At 54.2% G+C, this 18451-nt stretch carries 16 protein-coding genes, 2 tRNA genes and 1 rRNA gene; 7 read left to right on the forward strand and 12 right to left on the reverse strand.

The window, feature by feature from the left end; genetic code table 11:
• Positions 1 to 47: 47 nt before the first annotated feature.
• Entirely contained in the window at positions 48 to 896 is an 849-nt protein-coding gene (locus CRO33_RS20985) for a PhzF family phenazine biosynthesis protein (protein WP_097119455.1), read from the forward strand.
• 96 nt (positions 897 to 992) lie between these two features.
• On the opposite strand, the gene CRO33_RS20990 is transcribed toward CRO33_RS20985, so the two are convergent.
• Positions 993 to 1751 (reverse strand): SDR family NAD(P)-dependent oxidoreductase, encoded by a 759-nt coding sequence (locus tag CRO33_RS20990; RefSeq protein ID WP_097119456.1) that lies wholly within the window; start codon positions 1749 to 1751, stop codon positions 993 to 995.
• A gap of 115 nt (positions 1752 to 1866) precedes the next feature.
• On the opposite strand from CRO33_RS20990, the gene CRO33_RS20995 reads away from it, so the two are divergent.
• The 3 genes from CRO33_RS20995 to CRO33_RS21005 all read left to right on the forward strand — a co-directional run bounded on the left by CRO33_RS20995 (position 1867) and on the right by CRO33_RS21005 (position 5437).
• Positions 1867 to 2766, forward strand: coding sequence for a LysR family transcriptional regulator (locus CRO33_RS20995; RefSeq protein ID WP_097119473.1), 900 nt, complete (start codon positions 1867 to 1869; stop codon positions 2764 to 2766).
• A 45-nt stretch (positions 2767 to 2811) separates the two neighbouring features.
• Positions 2812 to 3813 carry an inner membrane protein YhjD gene (gene yhjD, locus CRO33_RS21000; RefSeq protein WP_034819999.1) on the forward strand — a complete coding sequence of 334 codons (1002 nt, stop codon included), beginning with the start codon at positions 2812 to 2814 and terminating at the stop codon, positions 3811 to 3813.
• A gap of 289 nt (positions 3814 to 4102) precedes the next feature.
• The gene (locus CRO33_RS21005) at positions 4103 to 5437 is read left to right on the forward strand and encodes an MFS transporter (protein WP_034820002.1); all 1335 of its coding nucleotides are present in this window, start codon (positions 4103 to 4105) and stop codon (positions 5435 to 5437) included.
• Between the two features lie 263 nt (positions 5438 to 5700).
• On the opposite strand, the gene ilvC is transcribed toward CRO33_RS21005, so the two are convergent.
• Positions 5701 to 7176, reverse strand: a complete 1476-nt coding sequence (gene ilvC / locus CRO33_RS21010) for a ketol-acid reductoisomerase (protein ID WP_097119457.1) — start codon at positions 7174 to 7176, stop codon at positions 5701 to 5703.
• 161 nt (positions 7177 to 7337) lie between these two features.
• On the opposite strand from ilvC, the gene ilvY reads away from it, so the two are divergent.
• Entirely contained in the window at positions 7338 to 8219 is an 882-nt protein-coding gene (gene ilvY / locus CRO33_RS21015; RefSeq protein ID WP_097119458.1) for an HTH-type transcriptional activator IlvY, read from the forward strand.
• Here the strand turns inward: ilvY and ilvA are convergent, their stop codons facing one another.
• From ilvA to ilvL, 6 genes are all read right to left on the reverse strand, one after another.
• Entirely contained in the window at positions 8220 to 9767 is a 1548-nt protein-coding gene (gene ilvA, locus CRO33_RS21020) for a threonine ammonia-lyase, biosynthetic (RefSeq protein ID WP_097119459.1), read from the reverse strand.
• Positions 9768 to 9773: 6 nt separating this feature from the next.
• Positions 9774 to 11624 carry a dihydroxy-acid dehydratase gene (gene ilvD / locus CRO33_RS21025; RefSeq protein ID WP_097119460.1) on the reverse strand — a complete coding sequence of 617 codons (1851 nt, stop codon included), beginning with the start codon at positions 11622 to 11624 and terminating at the stop codon, positions 9774 to 9776.
• A 61-nt stretch (positions 11625 to 11685) separates the two neighbouring features.
• Entirely contained in the window at positions 11686 to 12615 is a 930-nt protein-coding gene (locus CRO33_RS21030) for a branched-chain amino acid transaminase (RefSeq protein ID WP_097119461.1), read from the reverse strand.
• Between the two features lie 18 nt (positions 12616 to 12633).
• On the reverse strand, positions 12634 to 12891 hold the full coding sequence (ilvM, locus tag CRO33_RS21035) for an acetolactate synthase 2 small subunit (protein WP_034820026.1): 258 nt from the start codon (positions 12889 to 12891) through the stop codon (positions 12634 to 12636).
• Entirely contained in the window at positions 12888 to 14534 is a 1647-nt protein-coding gene (ilvG, locus tag CRO33_RS21040; protein WP_097119462.1) for an acetolactate synthase 2 catalytic subunit, read from the reverse strand. The genes ilvM and ilvG overlap by 4 nt, the downstream gene beginning before the upstream one ends.
• A gap of 149 nt (positions 14535 to 14683) precedes the next feature.
• A complete protein-coding gene (gene ilvL / locus CRO33_RS21045) occupies positions 14684 to 14782 on the reverse strand; it encodes an ilv operon leader peptide (RefSeq protein ID WP_071531048.1) in 99 nt (32 codons plus the stop codon).
• A 327-nt stretch (positions 14783 to 15109) separates the two neighbouring features.
• On the opposite strand from ilvL, the gene CRO33_RS21050 reads away from it, so the two are divergent.
• The gene (locus CRO33_RS21050; protein ID WP_097119463.1) at positions 15110 to 16630 is read left to right on the forward strand and encodes a YifB family Mg chelatase-like AAA ATPase; all 1521 of its coding nucleotides are present in this window, start codon (positions 15110 to 15112) and stop codon (positions 16628 to 16630) included.
• Between the two features lie 30 nt (positions 16631 to 16660).
• On the opposite strand, the gene CRO33_RS21055 is transcribed toward CRO33_RS21050, so the two are convergent.
• Complete coding sequence (locus tag CRO33_RS21055) at positions 16661 to 16999, reverse strand: DUF413 domain-containing protein (RefSeq protein WP_034820034.1); 339 nt, start codon at positions 16997 to 16999, stop codon at positions 16661 to 16663.
• A 121-nt stretch (positions 17000 to 17120) separates the two neighbouring features.
• Between CRO33_RS21055 and hdfR the strand changes: the two genes are divergently transcribed.
• Entirely contained in the window at positions 17121 to 17942 is an 822-nt protein-coding gene (hdfR, locus tag CRO33_RS21060; RefSeq protein WP_097119464.1) for an HTH-type transcriptional regulator HdfR, read from the forward strand.
• Positions 17943 to 18065: 123 nt separating this feature from the next.
• Here hdfR and CRO33_RS21065 read toward each other — a convergent pair.
• The 3 genes from CRO33_RS21065 to rrf form a co-directional block, all read right to left on the reverse strand.
• Positions 18066 to 18141: transfer RNA gene (locus tag CRO33_RS21065), tRNA-Trp, on the reverse strand.
• A 7-nt stretch (positions 18142 to 18148) separates the two neighbouring features.
• A tRNA-Asp gene (locus CRO33_RS21070) sits at positions 18149 to 18225 on the reverse strand.
• Between the two features lie 102 nt (positions 18226 to 18327).
• Positions 18328 to 18443: ribosomal RNA gene (rrf, locus tag CRO33_RS21075) — 5S ribosomal RNA — on the reverse strand.
• Between the last annotated feature and the right edge of the window lie 8 nt (positions 18444 to 18451).

Below are 18451 nucleotides of genomic sequence, written 5' to 3' on the forward strand. Positions count from 1 at the left end.
GGATGTAAATCAGGATGTCAGAGTGCCTCAACCAGCAAGGAGTGAAAATGAAAGTCGCGTTTAAGCAGGTGGATGTGTTTACCTCATCAGCGTTCAAAGGTAATCCGCTGGCAGTGATTATGGATGCAGAGGGATTAAGTGACGCCCAGCTGGCTGCTATTGCCCGCTGGACCAATTTGTCGGAAACCACCTTTGTCCTGCCAACACAGGATACCGCAGCCGATTACCGGGTGCGCATTTTTACCACCGAAGGGGAATTGCCGTTTGCCGGGCATCCGACGTTGGGCACAGCTCACGCCTTGCTGGAAGCGGGCTGGCAAGTGAAAACGCCGGGCAAGATTGTGCAAGAGTGCGGCGTCGGCCTGGTGGATGTGCGCATTAGCGAGGATGGCGCGCTGGCCTTCGCGGCCCCCAACGTCACGCTGACGCCATTTGATGACGCGTTGATGAGCAGCGCATTGAACAGCGAGGCCTTTGACACCAACCAGACGCCGACCATTGTCGATATGGGCATTCGCTGGCTGCTGATTCCGATGAACAGCGCACAGGCGGTGCTGGATGTGCAGGCCAGCGCGGCGGATCTGCTGCGCTTGCAAAAGCATGCCGACGTCAATGGGACTGCGCTGTTTGGCCCGCTGCCAGAGGATTGCGGCGAGCAATTCGAAGTGCGCGCGCTGCTGGTTGAGAACGGCAGCCTGACCGAAGATCCGGTAACCGGCAGCGCCAACGCCTGTCTGGCACGTTACTTTGCGGCGCAGGGGAAAACTGAGGATTATCGCGCACGTCAGGGCAGCGCCATTCAGCGTGAAGGACGGATTCAGGTGAGTTTTAGTGGTGAGAGCATCTGGATTGGCGGCCAGACGGTGACCGTGATTGACGGGACGATTGAGATCTAAAATACGCGCAATAAATTGCGCCGCTACGGCCATCTGCACGGTTGCGTAGCGGCGCGATTTATCGCGCATTATTACAGCGTGCTTAATCGTGCATTCTTACAACGCCTGCCCACCTGAAGCTTCAATACGCTGCGCGGTGATCCAGCCGGTTTCTTCGCTCAGGATGGCGCTGATGGCGTCACCAATATCATCTGGCTGGCCAACGCGGCCCAGCGATGTCACCGAGGCAATGTGATCGTTGAGATCTTTGGTATCGCGCACGCGTCCACCGCCGAAATCAGTTTCAATCGCACCCGGCGCCAGAATATTGACGCGAATACGACGCTCGCCCAGCTCTTTGGCCTGATAGCGCGTCAGCACTTCCATCGCCCCTTTCACCGAGGCATAGGTGCCTGAACCCGGCAGCGTCATGCGTGTTAATCCGCTGGAGATGTTCAGGATGCGACCACCATCGATAATCAGCGGCAGCAGCTTCTGCGTCAGGAAGTAAGGCCCTTTGAAGTGCACGTTGATCAGCGCATCAAACTCCTCTTCGGTGGTTTCCGCAAACAACCTGTAGTGACCGTGACCGGCATTGTTCACTAAATAATCAAAGTTGTCGCGTTGCCAGGTTTTTTGCAGTGTCTCTTTCACCTGCGCCACGAAGCTGTCGAAGGTGCTGCTGTCGCCGACATCCAGCTGTAACGCCACCGCACGTGCGCCCAATGCTTCAATCTCTTTCACCACGGCCTGCGCTTCTTCCGCATGACCACGATAGGTAAAAAGGATATCTACGCCTTTGGCCGCCAGTTTCAGCGCACCATTCTTGCCCAAACCGCGGTTACCGCCGGTAATCAATGCAATTTTATGACTCATGTTTCGCTCCAGATGGAAAATTGAACACGGGATAAGGATATTCGCTATAAATTGATCTATAAACGCAGAGGAATACGCAGCACTGTTTCACTAACAACAACAATCGGTGAACAACATGGATAAAATTCACGCAATGCAGGTTTTTGTGCGGGTGGCAGAAATGGGCAGTTTTACCCGTGCGGCTGAAAGTCTTGGACTACCAAAAGGCAGCGTATCGCGCCAGCTTCAGGCGCTGGAAAATCAAATGGGCACGCGTCTGCTGCATCGCACCACGCGGCGTGTTCATCTCACCCAGGACGGGCTGGTCTACTACGATCGTTGTCTTGATCTGTTGTCGATGCTCGACGATATGGACAGCCTATTCCAGCACGATCCCGGCACGCTAAGCGGCAAGCTGCGTGTCGATATGTCCGTCGCCATGGCCACCGGATTTATCCTGCCGCGTCTGCCAGAATTTCTGCAGCATTATCCCGGCATCGAAATTGAGCTTAGCAGCAGCGATCGCCAGGTGGATGTGATTCGTGAAGGTTTTGACTGCGTGATCCGCGTGGGCGAGCTGAAAGATTCGGGTTTGATTGCGCGAAAAATCGGATCACATGCCTTGATTAACTGCGCCAGTCCCGACTACCTTTCCCGCTTCGGCATGCCGGTGCGCCTCGAAGATCTTGCACAGCACGCGATGGTGCATTACACCCAGCAGCTGGGGCAGCCCTCTTTGGGGTTTGAATATTTTGATGGTAAGCAGTGCCACTATGTTCAGACCGGCGGCGTGGTGACGGTGAACAGCACCGAAACTTATCGTGCCGCCTGCATCGCGGGATTAGGCATTATTCAGGTGCCCGCGATTGGTGTGCAGCCACTGCTGGAATCAGGCCAGTTAGTGGCAGTGCTGCATCACTTCCCCGCCAAGCCGATGCCGATTTCGTTGCTTTACCCACATCGCCGCAACGTAGCACGTCGCGTGCGGGTGTTTATGGAGTGGCTGAGTCAGGTGTTGCAGGAGTATGTGACATAAAGGGCTATAATTTTAATTTCGCAGTGAACAGGATGATTATCGTCTATGACAGACAAACCTAACCAAGAACCCACGGCTGAAAAGAAGCCGCTGATAGATATCAAGACCGGTAACAAAACCGTGGATGGCTCAATCCAGAACGTGTCGCGCTTTGCGGCCTGGTTCCAGGCCATTCCGGCGGTGGCGCATTTTATGCGCGCGCTGGATCGGTTTAACGATCGCCTCGGCAGCCAGTTTGGCGCAGCGATCACTTACTTCTCCTTCCTATCTCTGATACCGATTTTGATGGTCTCCTTTGCGGCAGTCGGTTTTGTGCTGGCGTCGAATCAGGATTTACTCACCGAGTTGATCAACAAAATCGTTAACAGCATCAGCGATCCTACGCTGGCCACTACGCTAAAGAACACCGTGAACACCGCGATTCAGCAGCGCGCGACGGTCGGGTTAACCGGTTTGCTGCTGGCGCTCTACTCTGGCATTAACTGGATGGGCAATTTGCGCGAGGCGGTGCGCGCGCAATCGCGTGATGTTTGGGAGCGTAAGCCGGACGATCAAGAGAAGTTATGGAAGAAATATGCGCGTGATTTGGTGTCGTTGCTGGGTCTGATGCTGGCGCTGGTGATTACCCTGTCGCTGACCTCCATTGCCGGTGCCGCGCAGAATGCCATCGTCAACGCGTTGGGATTGGAGGATATCGAGTGGCTGCGCCCGGCAATGACCATCATTGCGCTGTCGATTTCCATCTTTGCTAACTATCTGTTGTTCCTGTGGATTTTCTGGATTCTGCCGCGCCATAAGCCGCGCAAAAAAGCACTATTTCGCGGCACGCTGCTGGCGGCGATTGGTTTTGAAGTGATTAAGTTTGTGATGACGCTGACGCTGCCAAAGCTGGCCACTTCGCCCTCTGGGGCAGCCTTTGGTTCAGTGCTGGGATTAATGGCGTTCTTTTACTTCTTTGCCCGTCTGACACTGTTCTGCGCCGCGTGGATAGCCACCGCAAAATACAAGGATGATAAAGAGATGCCGCAGCCGCATCAGGGCAATTAACATCGCAAAATTGTTACATTTGCCGCAACAGCTAAAAATGTTTCCTGCTGGCTATTATTCCAGCAAAAACCAGCAGGAAACGCTAAAGGGTCACTTTAATTTGGCCCTTTTGCAGAGATTCCCGCCAAAAAAGTGACACTTCCCGTTCCCATCACCCGCCGATTGCCGCAACTCAGAAATTATCCACTTTTTCGCCGAAAATGCCTGTTCTGGCGCGGGTTTTCATCATTGAATGCCGCAAAACAGGTGCGTAAGATTCTCTGTCTACATTTACAATTAAGAAACAGTCATGCAAGCCTCCATCACAGAAACACTCGACAAAAAACACGACGACACGCCCGTAAACTCACGCGGCAAAGTGGTCGTGGCATCGCTTGTCGGCACCGCGATCGAATTCTTCGATTTCTATATTTATGCCACTGCGGCCGTCATCGTCTTTCCGCATATTTTCTTCCCGCAGGGTGATGCCACCGTGGCAACGCTACAGTCGCTGGCTACGTTTGCTATCGCCTTCGTCGCGCGCCCGATTGGTTCTGCGCTGTTCGGTCACTTTGGCGACCGTGTAGGCCGTAAAGCCACCCTGGTGGCATCGCTGCTGACCATGGGCGTCTCTACCGTATTGATCGGTCTGCTGCCTGGATACCAAACCATTGGCGTTGCTGCTCCGCTGCTGCTGGCGCTGGCGCGCTTTGGTCAGGGCCTGGGTCTTGGTGGTGAATGGGGCGGCGCCGCTCTGTTGGCAACCGAAAATGCGCCAGCGAAAAAACGTGCGCTCTATGGTTCATTCCCGCAGCTTGGCGCGCCAATTGGCTTCTTCTTCGCCAACGGTACTTTCCTGTTGCTCTCCTGGCTGCTGACCGATGAGCAGTTCATGAACTGGGGCTGGCGTGTGCCGTTTATCCTTTCTGCTGTACTGGTACTGATTGGCCTTTATGTGCGCGTTTCGCTGCATGAAAGCCCGGTGTTTGCCAAAGTGCAGAAAGAGAACAAGCAGGTCAAAATGCCGATCGGTACGCTGCTGAGCAAGCATCTGACCGCTACGATTCTTGGCACCTTCATCATGCTGGCGACCTATACGCTGTTCTACATCATGACCGTGTACTCGATGAGTTACGGCACTGCACCGGCGCCAGCGGGCTTAGGCTTTTCCCGTAATAGCTTCCTGTGGATGCTGATGGTGGCGGTGATTGGCTTTGGTGTGATGGTACCGATTGCGGGCCTGCTGGCAGACCGCTATGGCCGTCGTCGCACCATGATCACCATTACTTTGTTGATCATTGCCTTCGCACTGATGTTCCCGATGCTGCTGGGTTCAGGCTCACAGATTTTGGTGATGGGCTTCCTGCTGCTGGGCCTGAGCATTATGGGTCTCACCTTTGGGCCGATGGGTGCGCTGCTGCCAGAGCTGTTCCCGACCGAAGTCCGTTATACCGGCGCGTCGTTCTCCTATAACCTGTCGTCAATTCTCGGTGCCTCGGTTGCGCCTTATATTGCAACATGGTTGAACGCTAACTACGGTTTGCAGGCGGTCGGTTTTTATCTGGCTTCCATGGCCGTGCTGACGCTGATTGCGCTGATTGCCTGTAAAGAGACGCGCCATCAGACGCTGTACGAAGCGGTGTGATGGTTGCAGATTGATATGATGAACCCGGCTCAGGCCGGGTTTTTTATTGGGTCGGAATTGAGATACGGGCGAATGACATGAGGGCACCGCGTTAGCGGCGCGAGGACGCCAGACCCTAAGCAGCCCCGGACTGCGTGATCGCCATGCGTTACGGCTCAATGGTGTTTTGTCGTGTCTGAGTGTGAGAAACCTATCTGATCAGGCATAAAAAAACCCCGGCAAGCCGGGGTTCTTCTTGTGCTGAAAACGGTGTCGTGCGGGGATTAGCCAGCAACCGCGATGCGTTTCATATCGGTCATGTAGCCACGCAGTTTGCGGCCAACCGCTTCGATTGGGTGCTGACGAACGGCTTCGTTAACGTCACGCAGCTGTGCGTTATCAACCTGAGTGCCTTCAATCGCTTTGCCCAGATCGCCTGGCTGCAGCGTGGTCATGAACTCTTTCAGCAGCGGTACTGCCGCGAAGGAGAACAGGTAGTTACCGTATTCTGCGGTATCAGAGATAACCACGTTCATTTCATACAGACGCTTACGTGCGATGGTGTTCGCGATCAGCGGCAGCTCGTGCAGTGATTCGTAGTAAGCAGACTCTTCAATGATGCCTGCATCGATCATGGTTTCGAAGGCCAGCTCAACGCCCGCTTTCACCATGGCAACCATCACAACGCCTTTGTCGTAGTACTCTTGCTCGTCGATTTTACCTTCGAACTGTGGTGCGTTCTCGAATGCAGTTGCACCGGTCTCTTCACGCCAGGTCAGCAGGTTTTTGTCGTCGTTCGCCCAGTCAGCCATCATGCCGGAAGAGAATTCGCCAGAGATGATGTCATCCATGTGCTTCTGGAACAGCGGAGCCATGATGGTTTTCAGCTGCTCAGACAGTGCGTAAGCACGGATTTTCGCCGGGTTAGACAGGCGATCCATCATCAGGGTGATGCCACCGAATTTCAGTGATTCGGTGATGGTTTCCCAGCCGAACTGAATCAGTTTTTCGGTATAAGCCGCGTCGTGACCTTCAGCCACCAGCTTATCGAAGCACAGCAGAGAACCGGCCTGCAGCATACCGCACAGGATAGTCTGCTCGCCCATCAGGTCAGATTTCACTTCAGCAACGAAGGAAGATTCCAGCACGCCAGCACGGTCGCCGCCGGTTGCAGCAGCCCAGGCTTTAGCGATTGCCAGGCCTTCGCCTTTTGGATCGTTTTCTGGGTGAACCGCGATCAGGGTTGGCACACCGAAACCACGCTTGTACTCTTCACGCACTTCGGTGCCTGGGCACTTCGGTGCTACCATCACCACGGTGATGTCTTTACGGATGGTTTCACCAGATTCAACGATGTTGAAACCGTGTGAGTAGCCCAGCGCTGCGCCATCTTTCATCAGAGGCTGTACCGCTTTAACTACCGCTGAGTGCTGCTTGTCTGGCGTCAGGTTAACCACCAGATCCGCCTGTGGGATAAGCTCTTCGTAAGTACCCACTTTGAAACCGTTATCGGTCGCTTTGCGGAAAGAAGCACGCTTCTCAGCAATCGCTTCAGCACGCAGTGCATAAGCGATATCCAGACCGGAATCACGCATGTTCAGGCCCTGGTTCAGACCCTGAGCGCCACAGCCAACGATAACGACTTTCTTGCCTTTCAGGAAGCTAGCGCCATCCGCGAATTCATCGCGTGACATGAAACGACATTTGCCTAACTGCGCTAACTGGTTGCGCAGATTCAATGTGTTGAAGTAGTTAGCCATGGGTACTCCGGTTAGATGTTGTGTTTGCTTTTGTTCGGTAACAGCACCGTATTCAGTGCCGCGAATGACCCCATCATATGACAGGAAATCCATTGCTTAAATTGATATATTAGCAAGGTCACATTGCAGAATTTGCAACAACACGTTGAGGTGAAACGCGCATGGATTTACGAGACTTGAAGCTCTTTCTTCATCTGGCCGAAAGCTGTCACTTTGGTCGCACCGCGCGTGCTATGCACGTCAGTCCCTCCACGCTCTCTCGCCAGATTCAGCGCCTTGAGGAAGATGTCGGTCACGCGCTGTTCCTGCGTGATAACCGCACCGTGACGCTCACTGAAGCCGGCGAGCGCCTTAAGCAATTTGCTCAGCAAACCTTGTTGCAATATCAACAGCTGCGCCACGTAATGGATCTGAACGGCCCTTCACTGAGCGGCGAGCTGCGCATTTTTTGCTCGGTGACCGCCGCTTACAGCCATTTGCCGCCGATTCTCGATCGCTTCCGCGCCGAACATCCGCAGGTGGAAATCAAACTCACCACCGGCGATGCCGCCGACGCAATTGAGATGGTGCAATCTGGCGAGGCAGATTTGGCCATTGCCGGACGTCCGGAATCGCTGCCCGCCAGCATCGACTTCACACCGCTCGCCATTCTTCCGCTGGTGCTGATCGCGCCCGCGCTGCCGTGTGCGGTGCGCAGCCAGGCCACACAGGCGCAACCTGATTGGTCGCAGATTCCGTTTATCGTGCCGGAACAAGGCCCGGTGCGGCGCGGCATTGATTTGTGGTTCCGTCGCCATCGCATTTCCAATCCACAAATTTACGCCACGGTTTCTGGCCATGAGGCGATTGTATCGATGGTAGCGCTGGGATGTGGCATTGCGCTGCTGCCGGATGTGGTGCTGGAGAACAGCCCGGAGCCGGTGCGTAATCGCGTGCTGACGCTGGAGAATGTGGAGTCGGTCGCGCCGCTGGAACTGGGCGTGTGCGTACAAAAAAAGCGGCTCGGGGAGCCGCTTATCAGTGCTTTCTGGAACCTGCTGTAGTTACTGCCCGGCGAGGAAGAAACGGAACGCCGGGTTGTTCGCTTCATCGTGCCATTCGTAGCCCAGCGCCGTGAGATGGGTTTCGAAATCCGGCTCTTGATCGTTGGCTTCGAAGGCCACCAGCACGCGACCAAAATCGGTACCGTGGCTGCGATAGTGGAACAACGAGATATTCCAGTGTGCGCCGAGCGTCTGCAGGAACTTCAGCAGCGCGCCCGGTGCTTCCGGGAACTCAAAGCTAAACAGGCGCTCGCGCAGCGGTTTCGATGGACGACCGCCGACCATGTAGCGCACGTGCAGCTTCGCCATCTCATCATCTGACAGATCCACCACCTGGTAGCCACCTTCGCTGAGCTGGCTGATGATCTCACTGCGCTCTTCCAGACCGCGCGTTAAGCGCACCCCGACGAAGATGCAGGCGTTATCGGCATCCGCATAGCGATAGTTGAACTCGGTGATCGAACGGCCACCCAGCGTCTGACAGAAACGCAGGAAACTGCCCTGCTGTTCCGGAATGGTGACCGCCAGCAACGCTTCGCGCTGTTCACCAATTTCACACCGTTCCGACACATAGCGCAGGCCGTGGAAGTTGACGTTGGCGCCCGACAAGACGTGCGCGAGGCGCTCGCCTTTGATGTCGTGCTGCTGGATGTACTTCTTCATGCCCGCCAGCGCCAGCGCACCCGAAGGTTCCGCCACCGCACGCACATCTTCGAACAGATCTTTCACCGCCGCGCAGATGGCATCACTGTCCACGGTGATGATGTCGTCGAGATACTCTTTGCACAGACGGAAGGTTTCGCTGCCAATGCGCTTCACCGCCACACCTTCAGCAAACAAACCGACGCGCGCCAGATCAACCGGCTCGCCCGCATCCAGTGCCGCTTTCAGGCAGGCTGAGTCTTCCGACTCCACCGCGATCACTTTGATCTGCGGCATCAGCTGTTTGATCAGCACCGCCACACCCGCCGCCAGACCGCCACCGCCGACCGGTACAAATACGCGATCGATATGCGCATCTTGTTGCAGCAGTTCCATGGCCAGCGTGCCCTGCCCGGCAATGACTGCCGGGTGGTCAAACGGTGGCACAAAGGTGTAACCCTGCTGCTCGGCCAGCTCAATGGCTTTGGCTTTTGCCTCGTCGAAGTTAGCACCAAACAGATAAACCTCACCGCCAAATGCGCGCACTGCATCAACCTTGATGTCCGCCGTGGCCACCGGCATCACAATCAGTGATTTGATGCCAAGCCGACTCCCCGAAAGTGCCACACCCTGTGCGTGGTTACCGGCCGAAGCCGTAATCACGCCGCGTGCTTTTTGCTCTTCGGTCAGTCCGGCAATCATCGCATATGCCCCACGCAGCTTGAAGCTGTGCACTGCCTGGCGATCTTCACGCTTCACCAGAATGGTGTTGCCGAGACGCGATGAAATTTTTTCCATTTTCTGCAGCGGCGTCACCTGCGCAATTTCGTACACAGGCGCACGCAGCACTGCGCGCAAATACTCCGCGCCGTTAGGCGACGCGGGTAGCGGTTGAGACTCAGCCATCAGTTGTTAGCCTCCCAGCTTGGACTTATCGCGTACCGCGCCTTTATCAGCGCTGGTCGCGAGTGATGCATAAGCACGCAGCGCGAAGGAGACGGCACGTTCGCGGTTGTGCGGGGTGTAGGCCGCTTCGCCACGCGCCAACTCTTTTTCACGACGAGCGTGGATTTCGTTGTCTGGCAGATCCAGATGGATACGACGGTTCGGGATATCCAGCTCAATCATGTCGCCATCCTGGATCAGCGCAATGGTACCGCCACTCGCCGCTTCAGGTGAGATGTGACCGACAGAGAGACCGGAAGAACCGCCAGAGAAACGACCATCGGTGATCAACGCACAAGCTTTACCCAAGCCCATGGATTTCAGATAGGTGGTTGGATAGAGCATTTCCTGCATGCCCGGACCGCCTTTTGGCCCTTCGTAACGGATCACCACGCAATCGCCCGCCACAACTTTGCCGCCAAGGATCGCATCTACCGCGTCATCCTGGCTTTCATAAACTTTGGCTGGACCTTTGAAGGTCAGCAGCTCAGCATCAACGCTGGCGGTTTTGACGATACAACCATCTTCTGAGATGTTGCCGTACAGCACGGCCAGACCGCCATCCTGAGAGAAGGCGTGCTCACGAGTACGGATACAACCCTCTTTACGGTCATCATCGAGTGTGTCCCAACGGCAGTCTTGTGAGAAGGCTTGGGTGGTACGGATGCCGGCTGGGCCCGCGCGGAACATTTTCTTCACCGCTTCGTCTTGGGTCAGCATGATGTCGTACTGATCCAGGGTCTCACGCATGCTCTGCTGCAGAACGTTGCGCGCACTGGTATCGATCAGCCCGGCACGATCCAGCTCGCCCAGAATCGCGACAACGCCACCCGCACGGTGCACATCTTCCATGTGATATTTCGGCGTACTCGGTGCCACTTTGCACAGGTGCGGTACTTTGCGCGACAGGCGGTCGATATCTGACATGTTGAATTCGATTTCGCCTTCCTGCGCCGCTGCCAGCAGGTGCAGAACGGTGTTGGTGGAACCGCCCATGGCGATATCCAGCGTCATCGCATTCTCAAATGCCGCTTTGGTGGCGATGTTGCGTGGCAGTACGCGCTCATCATCCTGCTCGTAATACTTTTTGGTCAGGCTAACGATGCGCTTACCGGCGTTGAGGAACAGCTCTTTACGGTCGGCGTGGGTCGCCAACAGTGAACCGTTGCCTGGCTGTGCCAGACCCAGCGCTTCGGCCAGACAGTTCATCGAGTTCGCAGTGAACATCCCTGAACAAGAACCACAGGTTGGGCACGCAGAGCGTTCGATTTTATCGCTGTCTTCATCGCTGACGTTCGGGTTAGCACCCTGAATCATCGCATCAACCAGGTCCAGCTTGATGATTTTGTCAGACAGTTTGGTCTTACCGGCTTCCATCGGACCGCCGGACACAAAGATCACCGGGATGTTGAGGCGCAGTGACGCCATCAGCATGCCGGGGGTGATTTTGTCGCAGTTAGAGATACACACCATGGCATCGGCGCAGTGCGCGTTCACCATGTACTCCACGGAATCGGCGATCAGCTCGCGCGAAGGCAGTGAATACAGCATGCCGCCATGACCCATGGCGATACCGTCATCCACCGCGATGGTGTTGAACTCTTTGGCGACACCACCGGCGGCTTCGATTTGCTCAGCCACCAGCTTGCCCATATCGCGCAAGTGCACGTGGCCCGGCACGAATTGGGTGAATGAGTTAACCACGGCGATAATCGGTTTACCGAAATCGGCGTCGGTCATTCCTGTGGCGCGCCACAGGGCGCGTGCACCCGCCATGTTACGACCATGGGTGGTGGTGGCAGAACGGTACTTAGGCATGCTCTATTTACTCCAGTCTGAAATATGACGCGGGCGCAGCTGCACCCGCGTAACTGTCTTGTTATGGATTAACTTGATCCAACCAGCCGTACTTGTCTTCGGTTTCGCCAGTGAACAGGCCGAAGAATGCGCTCTGAATTTTGGTGGTCACTGGACCGCGTTTGCCCGCACCGACCTGAATGCCGTCAACGCTACGTACCGGGGTGATTTCTGCCGCAGTACCCGACATGAACACTTCATCAGCCAGATACAGAGATTCACGCGACAGCGTTTGCTCACGCACTTCGATATCCAGGTCGATCGCCAGCTTGATGATGGCGTCACGGGTGATACCTGGCAGGGCTGAAGAAGTGAACGGCGGCGTGAACAGAATGCCATCTTTCACTTCGAACAAGTTTTCGCCAGCACCTTCTGAAATATAGCCGTTGGTGTCGAGAGCGATACCTTCCTGATAACCGTGGCGACGCGCTTCGCTGCCGACCAACAGTGAGGAGAGGTAGTTACCACCGGCTTTAGCCGCGGTTGGCAGAGTATTCGGTGCAACACGGTTCCATGAAGACACCATCGCATCGATACCGTTTTCCAGTGCTTCAGCACCCAGGTAAGCACCCCATGGGAAAGCAGCGATGATCACGTCGGTGGTGTAGCCATCTGGTGGGTTCACACCCAGGCCTACGTCGCCAACAAACGCCAATGGACGAATGTAAGCGCTTTTCAGTTTGTTCACGCGAATCACTTCGCGGCACGCTTCCATCAGCTCATCAACAGAGGCGGCGATAGGAAAACGATAGATTTTGGCGGAGTCGTGCAGACGCTGCATGTGTTCACGGTGACGGAACACCACTGGGCCTTTGTGTGAGTCGTAGCAACGTACGCCTTCAAACACTGAAGTACCGTAGTGCAGTGCGTGAGACATGACGCTGACCTTGGCATCTTCCCACTTAACCATCTCCCCGTTAAACCAAATAAAGTCTGCTTTCTTCGTACTCATTGTTATTTCCTTTGGCGACTAAGCGCGGATTTGTTGTGATGTCTGTTGCTGGATCTCGACACAAGCGACATCCATAAGTTTGCTTAACTGCGAAGACAGTAAATCGACCGAACGCTGACTGGCAACGGTCATCTCGATATTAATGTTCTCAGCGTTGATCGCAGATGCCATGTTCATCGAGCACACCTGGAAGCCACGGTGGCGGACAACACGCAAAATGCGCTCCAATATTTCAGGGCGGAAGCGGGCTTCGATAGACAATTGATGCTGGTTCATGCGGTTTTCTCCATCATGTTTGCGTTGCTGGCACCCGGCGGTACCAATGGCCAGACGTTTTCATGCTCATCAATCGAAACATGCAGGAAGTAAGGACCTTCACTGTTCAGCAGAGCATCTATCGCGGCGTCGACCTGATCTTTACGGCTAATGTGCTGGCCTGGGATATCAAAGGCGCTGGCCAGCGTAAGGAAATCGGGGTTATCGGTGAGGATGGTTTCACTGTAGCGGCCATCAAAGAACAGCTGCTGCCACTGGCGCACCATGCCCAAACGTTGGTTATCCAGCAGCAGGATTTTCACCGGCAGCTTACCGCGCTTGATGGTGCCCAGTTCCTGGATATTCATCATGATTGAGCCATCACCTGACACGCAGATCACGGTGTCTTCCGGGCGAGCAACCTGCGCGCCGATGGCGGCTGGCAGTCCGAAGCCCATGGTACCCAGGCCGCTGGAGGTGATGAAGTTCTCTGGCTGAGTGAAGCTCATGTGCTGCGCAGCCCACATCTGATGCTGGCCCACATCGGTGGTCACCACCGCGCTGTCCGTTTTACGATCGGAGAGTTGTTTCAGCAGCAGCGGCGCATAAATCGCCTCACCTGGATGATCGTAGCGCCAGTCAAACTCGGCTTTCATCGCTTTTACTTCGGTGCGCCAGCCCTCAATCTGCATCGGCATACTCAACGCGGGCAGCACCCGGTTCAAATCACCTTGCAACGAAACGTGCGCACGACGCAATTTGTTCAACTCGGCCGGATCGATATCGATATGAATGACGTTCGCATGCGGGGCGAAGGTGTCTAACTTTCCGGTGACGCGGTCGTCGAAACGCGCGCCAACGGCAATCAGTAAATCGCACGATTGCACGGCAAGGTTGGCAGCTTTGGTGCCGTGCATACCCAACATGCCAAGATAGAGATCGCTGCTGGCGTCTGCACTTCCCAGACCTTTCAACGTGGACACCGTTGGGATACCGGTTGCTTCAGCCATGGCACGTAATGCAGGCACCGCTTGTGCCATGCCAACACCGCCGCCGATATACAGCATTGGCTTATGCGACTGCGCCATTAATGCGCGGGCTTCAGCGATATGCTCTGGCGAATGACTGATCGCCTCTTCAACCGGCAGCAAATGCGGTGTTAAATCGGCACTAGCAATTTGGATGTCTTTCGGGATATCCACCAGAACCGGACCGGGACGGCCAGACTGGGCGATGGCAAAGGCTTCGGCCATCACGGAAGGCAAATCTTCGAGGGATTCAACCAGGAAACTGTGCTTAGTGCAGGCTAATGACAGGCCGAGAACGTCGATTTCCTGGAAGGCATCGGTGCCGATGAACGCAGATGAAACCTGACCGGTGATCGCGACAACTGGGATGGAATCCATAAACGCATCTGCTAAACCGGTGATCAGGTTAGTGGCGCCGGGACCGGAAGTGGCGATACACACGCCAGTTTTACCGGTGGCACGGGCATAACCAATTGCCGCCATCACTGCACCTTGCTCATGACGACACAGTAGGTGTTCCACGCCGCCATCGTAGAGCGCATCGTACACTGGCATGATTGCGCCGCCAGGATAGCCAAACACTGTGTCGACACTTTGCGCGCGTAAAGCCTGAACTACCCACTGTGCACCTGTCATCGTTATTCTCCTGTATTCCTGGTGGAACAACAGAATTTTATGCTACTGCTCATAATCTGTTCCTCGCTGATTCGCTGATATTTAGCCAGGTCGAAAAAAAACCCCCGGACCTTTCGGTGCGGGGGTTTTTGGAATTCCGGGCTTGATTTTTAAGCCTTTCTTTCTCCAAGCGATGCCCCGCACGGTGGGATAATAATCACCACCACGCTAATCACGACTAGGCTAATCACTTGTAGAAGGGCTTTCATGTGTTGTCTGTTTTTTCGATTGTTCGAAGTAATACCTACAGAGTTACCATAGTTATCTACGCGTTGACAATTATTTTCATAATGTTTTTTTATGACGTAAGCAATCGGCTCGGGTTATCGCCTTGTAAGTTAAAGGTTATTTTAAGTTGTGAAAAATTTTCATTACGCACACTGCGAAACCTCTCTGTTAATTCTGCGATATCGACCTCAACTGCGGCGAAAACATTGTAAAAACCGCTGATTCACTGGAATCCGGCGCTGATGTTTTTTAATCGCATTCGCAATCTGAATTTACTCCTCGCATGATGAAGACAACAAGGAGTGGTTATGTCTTTATCAAAGGTTCTCACTCGCGCGGCGCTCGGCGTACAGGCGCCATTGGTAACGGTTGAGGTGCATATCAGCAAGGGGTTGCCCGCTTTAACGCTGGTTGGCTTGCCTGAAACCACGGTGAAGGAAGCGCGGGAACGGGTACGCAGTGCCATTATCAATAGCGGATTCACCTTCCCTGCTAAACGCGTCACCATCAATTTGGCTCCTGCCGATCTGCCAAAAGAAGGTGGGCGCTACGACCTTCCCATCGCCATTGCGATTCTCGCGGCCTCAGAGCAGCTTCCTGACGCGAAACTGGCGCACTATGAGTTCCTGGGGGAGTTAGCACTCAACGGCGCGCTCTGTGGCGTTCAGGCCTCTATTCCAGCAGCGATGGCCGCTTTGCAAGCCGGCAGGCAGATGGTGTTAGCTGAAGAGAATCAACGGGATGTCGGATTGATCCAACAAGGGGAAACGCTCGTCGGTAAACATCTGCTCGAGATCTGCGCTTTCCTGCATAACCATTCGACACTCACCGTTGCGTATTCTCAACCTGAGGCGCTGCAACAGGAAAGCCAGGACCTCAGCGAAATCATCGGTCAGGAACAAGGACGCCGCGCCCTGGAGATCACTGCCGCTGGCGGGCATAACCTGTTACTGCTTGGACCGCCCGGCACAGGGAAAACCATGCTGGCGACCCGCCTGCCCGGCATTATGCCGCCCTTAGACGATCAGGAAGCGCTGGAGTGCGCAGCGATTAATAGCCTGGTCAGCAGCCGAAATCTCCATCATCAGTGGCGCAGAAGGCCATTCAGAGCACCTCATCACAGCGCTTCGCTGTATGCATTAGTGGGAGGAGGAGCAATCCCCCGGCCTGGTGAGATCTCTCTGGCGCACAATGGCGTCCTGTTTCTGGATGAACTCCCGGAGTTTGACCGCAAGGTACTGGATGCATTACGCGAGCCCATTGAATCCGGCGAGATTGCGATTTCCCGTACACGCGCCAAAGTCACTTATCCTGCGCGCTTTCAGTTAATTGGCGCCATGAACCCCAGCCCTACCGGGCATTATCAAGGCAGTCATAATCGATGCACGCCGCAACAGGTGCTGCGCTATTTGAGCCGGCTCTCAGGTCCGTTTCTTGATCGCTTTGATCTGTCTCTGGAAATCCCGTTGCTACCCAGTGGAACCTTAAGTCAAAAACAGGAAGTCAGTGAGAGCAGCGAGACGGTACTTAAACGCGTCCTTGCTGCTCGTCAGAGGCAAATTGAGCGAGCAGGCAAAATAAACGCGCATTTATCTAATCCGGAGATTGCCCGGTGCTGTGTACTGAGACAGGACGATGCTATATGGCTGGAAGCTGTATTGAATTCGCTGGGTCTTTCTGTGCGCGCGTGGCAACGCATTTTGAAAGTCGCCAGGACGATTGCCGACTTGGCAGGGGAGGAGACGATTTCACGACAGCATTTGCAGGAGGCGGTGGGTTATCGCAGCATTGACCGGTTGCTAATCTTTCTGCACAACAGTCTGGAATAAAAAACGGGGCTTTAGAAGCCCCGCTATTTTTTAATCATCGCTATCGCTAAAGTCTTCCACAGTGTCCATCTGCGGCTTACCGCCAGACAATGTGTGGAAACGCTTAGGACGCTTAATACGTGCGGTATATTTCGACCAGACACGTTCAGCTTCCGTTTGCGGCTCACGCAGACCACGACATACTTCTAAAAACGAACGCTCTTCTTCAGTCGCTGGTTCACGCTTGGCGAGGTCCAGTTCATTGAAGGCGTAACCGTGGCGTTCCAGAAGCTGAGCTTCTTTAATGGTGAAATCACCATGACGTGAAAAACCACGAGGGTAATGTTTGTTATCAAAGAAACGATTTGTTGTTGCGAAGCTATCCGCCATTTTACACGCTCCCGACTCTCTTATGGCCGTGCTATTTATGGCGCGGAGTATTAGATAGGCTTGACAGAGTGTAAAACAAAACATTTAAATCAGTACGACAAACATTTTTTGGGAGAATGCTGTGGATACGGAATTACTGAAAACTTTCCTCGAAGTGAGCAGAACACGCCATTTCGGGCGTGCTGCTGAAGCGCTTTACCTCACGCAATCTGCCGTTAGTTTTCGCATTCGTCAGCTGGAAAATCAGTTGGGAGTCAACCTTTTCACCCGTCATCGAAATAATATTCGGCTAACTTCTGCGGGTGAGCGTTTATTACCCTATGCAGAGAGCCTGATGAGTACCTGGCTGATGGCTAAAAAGGAAGTTTCACATACACAACAGCATCATGAGCTATCGATAGGTGCCAGCGCGTCGTTGTGGGAAGCTTATCTAACCCCTTGGTTAAAAACGCTTTATGATAATCGTGAAAGTCTTCACCTTGAAGCACGTATCGCACAACGGCATTTGCTGGTAAAGCAATTACATGAGCGTCAGTTGGACCTTTTAATCACCACCGAAGCGCCCAAAATGGATGAATTAACCAGCCAACAGATTGGTCATATTTCACTCGCGCTCTTCCGCGCACGTAAGACTGAGAAACGTGAAAAATATGATTACATTAAACTGGAATGGGGTGCGGATTTTCATCAACATGAAAGTTATTTATCCAGTGATGATGTGCCAGTATTGACCACAACTTCAGCGCATGTGACACGTGAATTACTCCACACTACCGGCGCCTGCGCGTTTTTACCGGATTCATGGCACAGCATTTATAGTGATTTGATGGTTATTCCAGATACACCCGTTGCCGTTCGTCCACTCTATGCGGTGTGGCTGCAGAATAGCGATCAACAAGCACATATTCGTCAGCTGCTTAAATTTCCAGTATTGACGCAATAAAGCAATTGAGAGGGGTTTGAGTGTCGCGCAGTGAAACTCAAACCCTTTTCACTGACGAATTTATGAGGTAAATGCCAAATTTTGGACAAAAAAAATCCTTTGCCGAAGCAAAGGATTGTGTTCTGGCAGGGGCGGAGGGACTCGAACCCCCAACACCCGGTTTTGGAGACCGGTGCTCTACCAATTGAACTACGCCCCTAAAAGGGTGGCGGAACGGACGGGGCTCGAACCCGCGACCCCCTGCGTGACAGGCAGGTATTCTAACCAACTGAACTACCGCTCCACCGATTCTGTACCAAAATCAGAAAACCGTTCTGACTTCGGGTGTTTCGCCCTTTCAATGTCACCTGAAAGGTCACGACTCACGAATGAGTCTTAAATTGATGCCTGGCAGTTCCCTACTCTCGCATGGGGAGACCCCACACTACCATCGGCGCTACGGCGTTTCACTTCTGAGTTCGGCATGGGGTCAGGTGGGACCACCGCGCTACAGCCGCCAGGCAAATTCT

Source organism: Pantoea sp. GL120224-02 (assembly GCF_900215395.1).
Lineage (GTDB): Bacteria > Pseudomonadota > Gammaproteobacteria > Enterobacterales > Enterobacteriaceae > Pantoea > Pantoea communis.